Here is a 4,219-nt window from a genome sequence, read left to right on the forward strand (position 1 = left end):
GCAGTTGCTTGCTCCTTCGTCGCCTACGCAACTGCCGCTGATCGGCGGGACGGCCGCGACCCGCCGCTGCGCGGCGGGACCCTCCTCGGGGTCGGGTCGTGCGGGGCTGGGAGTGGTTGCAGGTGTCGGATTGCTCCGGGGCACCTGGATTCAGGTTTCGCGCCGACTGCCGGGGCAAGGACAGCTGTGTGGGTGTCAGCCTGCTGCGCAGGCTTTTCGCCGAGTTCGGGCGGGTGTGGTGGTCAGCGGCGGATTGCGGGCCGGGTGTCAGTGCGCCTCGGTTGCCTTCGAGGTCGGGGCGGCTGGATTCAGGGTTGGCTCAGCCAGCCTGGGCAGGGCGAGCTGGGTTGGTTTCAATCTGCCGCGCAGGGTGACTGTCTCGCCGAGATCCCAGTGTGCGGACTCGGTGTCGGCTGCGGCGGCCAGTGTCGTCGCGGAGCTGAGCAGGCGCTCGTCGTAGTTCTTCGACAGCTCGCACAGGCGGGCCGCCTCGTTGACCGCGTCGCCGATGACGGTGAACTCGTAGCGGTTGTGGGTGCCGACATTGCCCGCGACGACTCGGCCGGCGGCGACGCCGATTCCGGCGTTCAGGTCGGAGGCTTCGCGGAGTCTGCGCTGGATGGCGCGGCCGCACGAGAGGGCCGAGCCTGCCAGGTCGTGCAGTGGGGCTGGGGTGCCGAAGACGGCGAGGGCGGCGTCGCCTTCGAACTTGTTGAGCAGGCCGCCGTGGCGTTCCACCTCGTCGACGACGATGTCGAAGAACCGGTTGAGGATGCCGACGATCTCCGGGGCGGGCAGGGTGGCGGCCATCCTCGTCGAGCCGATGATGTCGATGAACAGGGCGGCGGCCTCGGTCTCGGTGCCGCCGAGGACCGGCTGGGAGGCGATCGCCGCCATCGCGACGTCGTGGCCGACGTGCTTGCCGAACAGGTCCTCGATCATGGCGCGCTCGCGCAGGCCGTGCACCATCCGGTTGAAGCCGCTCTGCAGGTCACCGAGTTCGGTGCCGTCGTACAGGGTGACCTCGGCGTCGAGATCGCCGTCCTCCACGCGGCGCAGCGCCTGGCGCACGCCCTTGATCGGGGCGACCGTCGCCGCGACCACCTGGGCCATCAACAGCATCCCGAACAGCAGTGCCGAACCGCCGAGGCTGAGCATGCACACGGCCAGCCTGGCCTTGCTCACCGCGGGATCGGCCAGCGCCCAGACCGCGACGGTCATCGACAGCGCCACCGGAACCCCGACCCCGACCAGCCACGACAGCATGGTCCGGCCGAAGACGCCGATGCCACGGCGCCGAGACGGATCTGCCTGGAGCACCCGCGCCGTCACCGGCCGAAGGGCGAACTCCACGATCAGATAGCTGTTCGCGCACACCACGATCGCCGCCGAGCCGATGGACAGCATGATCTTGGGGATCAGCGCTGGATCGGCCACCCCGTAGGCGATGGTCAGCGTGATCAGCGCCAGCGACCACAGCACCGCCTGCTGCAGCACCAGTCCGCGCGGCGCCGACACCGAGACACGCTGTTCGGCGGGGGTCGGCACATGGTCGGGGTCGGTGGCCCAGCGCAGGGAACGCAGACCGGACACCGTGCCCCAGACGACGCCGATCACCAACGCCACGAACGCGCACAGCGGCGTGAGGATGGCGTTGAGCGGCAGGAGTTCCCTGGTGAAGACGGCCGGGCCGGGTAGCACGAACCCGACGAGCACCACGATCATCGTGGCGCCGGTCAGGTTGGCGACGAGCAACGGCAGGGTGAGCAGCAGTTGCACGCGGACCCGCCGGATGGACGACTTCTCCTCGACCGGTCCGAGCAGCGGCGAACCCCATGGCGCGGAGCTCGCCGCGCCCTTCGGCCCGTCGCTGTGGATCACCCTCGCACTGTAAACCGAGTATCGCGTTGTGCCCCAATGTGTATCCCGGGTCACTATTTCGGCAGCAACGCTATATGACCAGTCAGTGATCTGTTTTCCGGCGGTGGATGTCAGTGCGGCTGCGCGGGACGGCGGAATGTGGGTTCGGAGTACACATGTCCACTGAAAATGTTGTGCTCAGCGCTCGAGCAGCCGGTCGACGACGGCGCGATAGCGCTCGGGCTCGATCTGTGGCAGGCCGAGTAGCGCGCGCAGGTATACCCCGTCGCCGACCAGGCGGATGGTGTCGGCGCGGACAGGGTCGTCCACCTCGGCGTCGAGGCCCTCCGACCAGGCGGTCATCACCCCGTCGAGGGCGAGCTGCACCTCGTCGGGTTCGCTGCCCGCCGAGGCGTCGATGGTGCGCATGGTCGCCAGCAGCGAGCGGTACAGCGCGAGTTCGACGGCGTCGGCCTGCGTGGTGGGGTCGGGCGTCTGCAGGTACCACTCGGCGACCGGGGTCCCGTTCGCCCGCGTCTCGTCGAGCTGGGCGCGGGCGCGGGCGCCGAGTCGTTCGACCAGTCCGACGAGCAGGGCGTCCTTGCTCTTGAAGTGGTAGAGCAGCCCGCCCTTGGATACGCCGGCGGCCGCAGCGACGTTGTCGAGGGTCATCTGGGCAGCGCCGCGTTCGAGCAGCAGGGTCTCCAGGGCGTCGAGGATGCGATCGCGGGTGCCGGGGCTCACGTCGATCACTGTACCGTCTGGACGGTTTTCCTGTTACTGTACCGGCTGGACGGTTTACCAAACCCCGAAAGTCGAGAGACCGATGAACACCCCCGTCACCACCCCGCCGCGCGCCACCCCGCGCGAATGGGCCGGTTTGGGCGTACTCGCCCTTGCCCTGCTGCTGCTCGCCGTCGACGCGACCGTGCTCGACCTGGCCGTGCCCGCCATCAGCGCCGATCTCGCCCCGAGCACCCCCCAGCTGCTCTGGATCATCGACGTGTACTCGTTCGTGCTCGCCGGCCTGCTGGTCGTGATGGGCAACCTCGGCGACCGGATCGGCAGGCGCAGGCTGCTGCTGCTCGGCGCCGTCGGCTTCGGCATCGCCTCGGCGCTGGCCGCCTGGGCGGTCTCGCCCGAGATGCTGATCGCGGCGCGCGTGTTGCAGGGCGTCGCCGGTGCCACCCTCATGCCCGCCACGCTCGGCCTGATCCGCTCGATGTTCCAGGACGCGCGACAGCGCACCCTGGCGATCGGCGTGTGGAGCGCGATGGCCGGTGGTGGCGCCGCGGCCGGTCCGCTGGTCGGCGGCTGGCTGCTCGAGCACTTCTGGTGGGGCTCGGTGTTCCTGGTGAACCTGCCGGTCATGCTGGTGCTGCTGGCGCTCGCGCCGCTGCTCATCCCCGAATCGTGTGACCCGAACCCAGGCCGGTTCGACGCGCTCAGCGCGCTGCTGTCGATGCTCGCGCTGGTCCCGGTGGTGTACGCGGTGAAGGAGACCGCGGCACACGGCCCGGCGGCAGGCGCGCTGCTGGTCGGCCTGGCCGGTGTGCTCGCCGCGGTGCTGTTCGTGCGCAGGCAGCGTCGGCTGACCGATCCGATGCTCGATCTCGGCCTGTTCGCGCTGCCGAGGTTCCGGGTGGCGGTGTTCACCAACCTGCTCGCGGTCTTCGCGCTGGCCGGCGTGCTGTTCTTCGGCTCGCAGTATCTGCAGCTCGTCCTCGGCCGCTCGCCCCTGCAGGCGGGTCTGCTGATGCTGCCCGGCCTCGCGGCCAGTGTGTTCGGCTCGCTCGCGGCGGCCTGGCTCGTCCGGCGCTGGCGCGCGGCGGTCGTGCTGGCCGGTGCGCTGGTCGTCACGGCGGTCGGTGCGGCGGCTTTCCTCGCGGTCGACGCGACCACCGGCGCACAGGCGTTCGTCCTCGGTTTCGTGGGTATCGGCCTCGGCGCCGGCGTGGCCATGACCGTGGCCGCCGACCTGGTCGTCGGCTCGGCGCCCGAGGAACGCGCCGGTGCGGCCGCCGCCATTTCGGAGACCGCCTACGAAACCGGTCTCGCCCTCGGCGTCGCCCTGCTCGGCAGCACCGTCATGGCGATCTTCCGGCGCGGCCTCGACCTGTCGCTGCTGCCGGACGACGCGGTGGCGACCGCATCGGGCTCGCTCAGCGGCGCGATAGAGGTCGCGAGCGAACTACCCACCGCGGTGGCACAGGAATTCCTGTCCTCGGCGAACCAGGCGTTCGTCAGCGGCATCCACCTGACGGTGCTCGGCATCGTCGCGGTACTCCTGTTCGCGGCCTACAGCGCGGTGCGCACCAAGACCACGCAAGCGTGACGACGATGCGGGGCCGGAGGGATC

3 protein-coding genes are annotated in these 4,219 nt (G+C 70.1%); 1 reads left to right on the forward strand and 2 read right to left on the reverse strand.

The features are described from left to right. Positions 1-267: 267 nt before the first annotated feature. On the reverse strand, positions 268-1,881 hold the full coding sequence (locus ACWF9G_RS34195) for an adenylate/guanylate cyclase domain-containing protein (RefSeq protein ID WP_452520361.1): 1,614 nt from the start codon (positions 1,879-1,881) through the stop codon (positions 268-270). A gap of 177 nt (positions 1,882-2,058) precedes the next feature. Beyond that, entirely contained in the window at positions 2,059-2,604 is a 546-nt protein-coding gene (locus ACWF9G_RS34200) for a TetR/AcrR family transcriptional regulator (protein ID WP_452520363.1), read from the reverse strand. Between the two features lie 82 nt (positions 2,605-2,686). On the opposite strand from ACWF9G_RS34200, the gene ACWF9G_RS34205 reads away from it, so the two are divergent. Continuing rightward, complete coding sequence (locus tag ACWF9G_RS34205; protein ID WP_452520365.1) at positions 2,687-4,195, forward strand: MFS transporter; 1,509 nt, start codon at positions 2,687-2,689, stop codon at positions 4,193-4,195. Positions 4,196-4,219: the final 24 nt, after the last annotated feature.

Source organism: Nocardia sp. NPDC055029 (assembly GCF_053608525.1).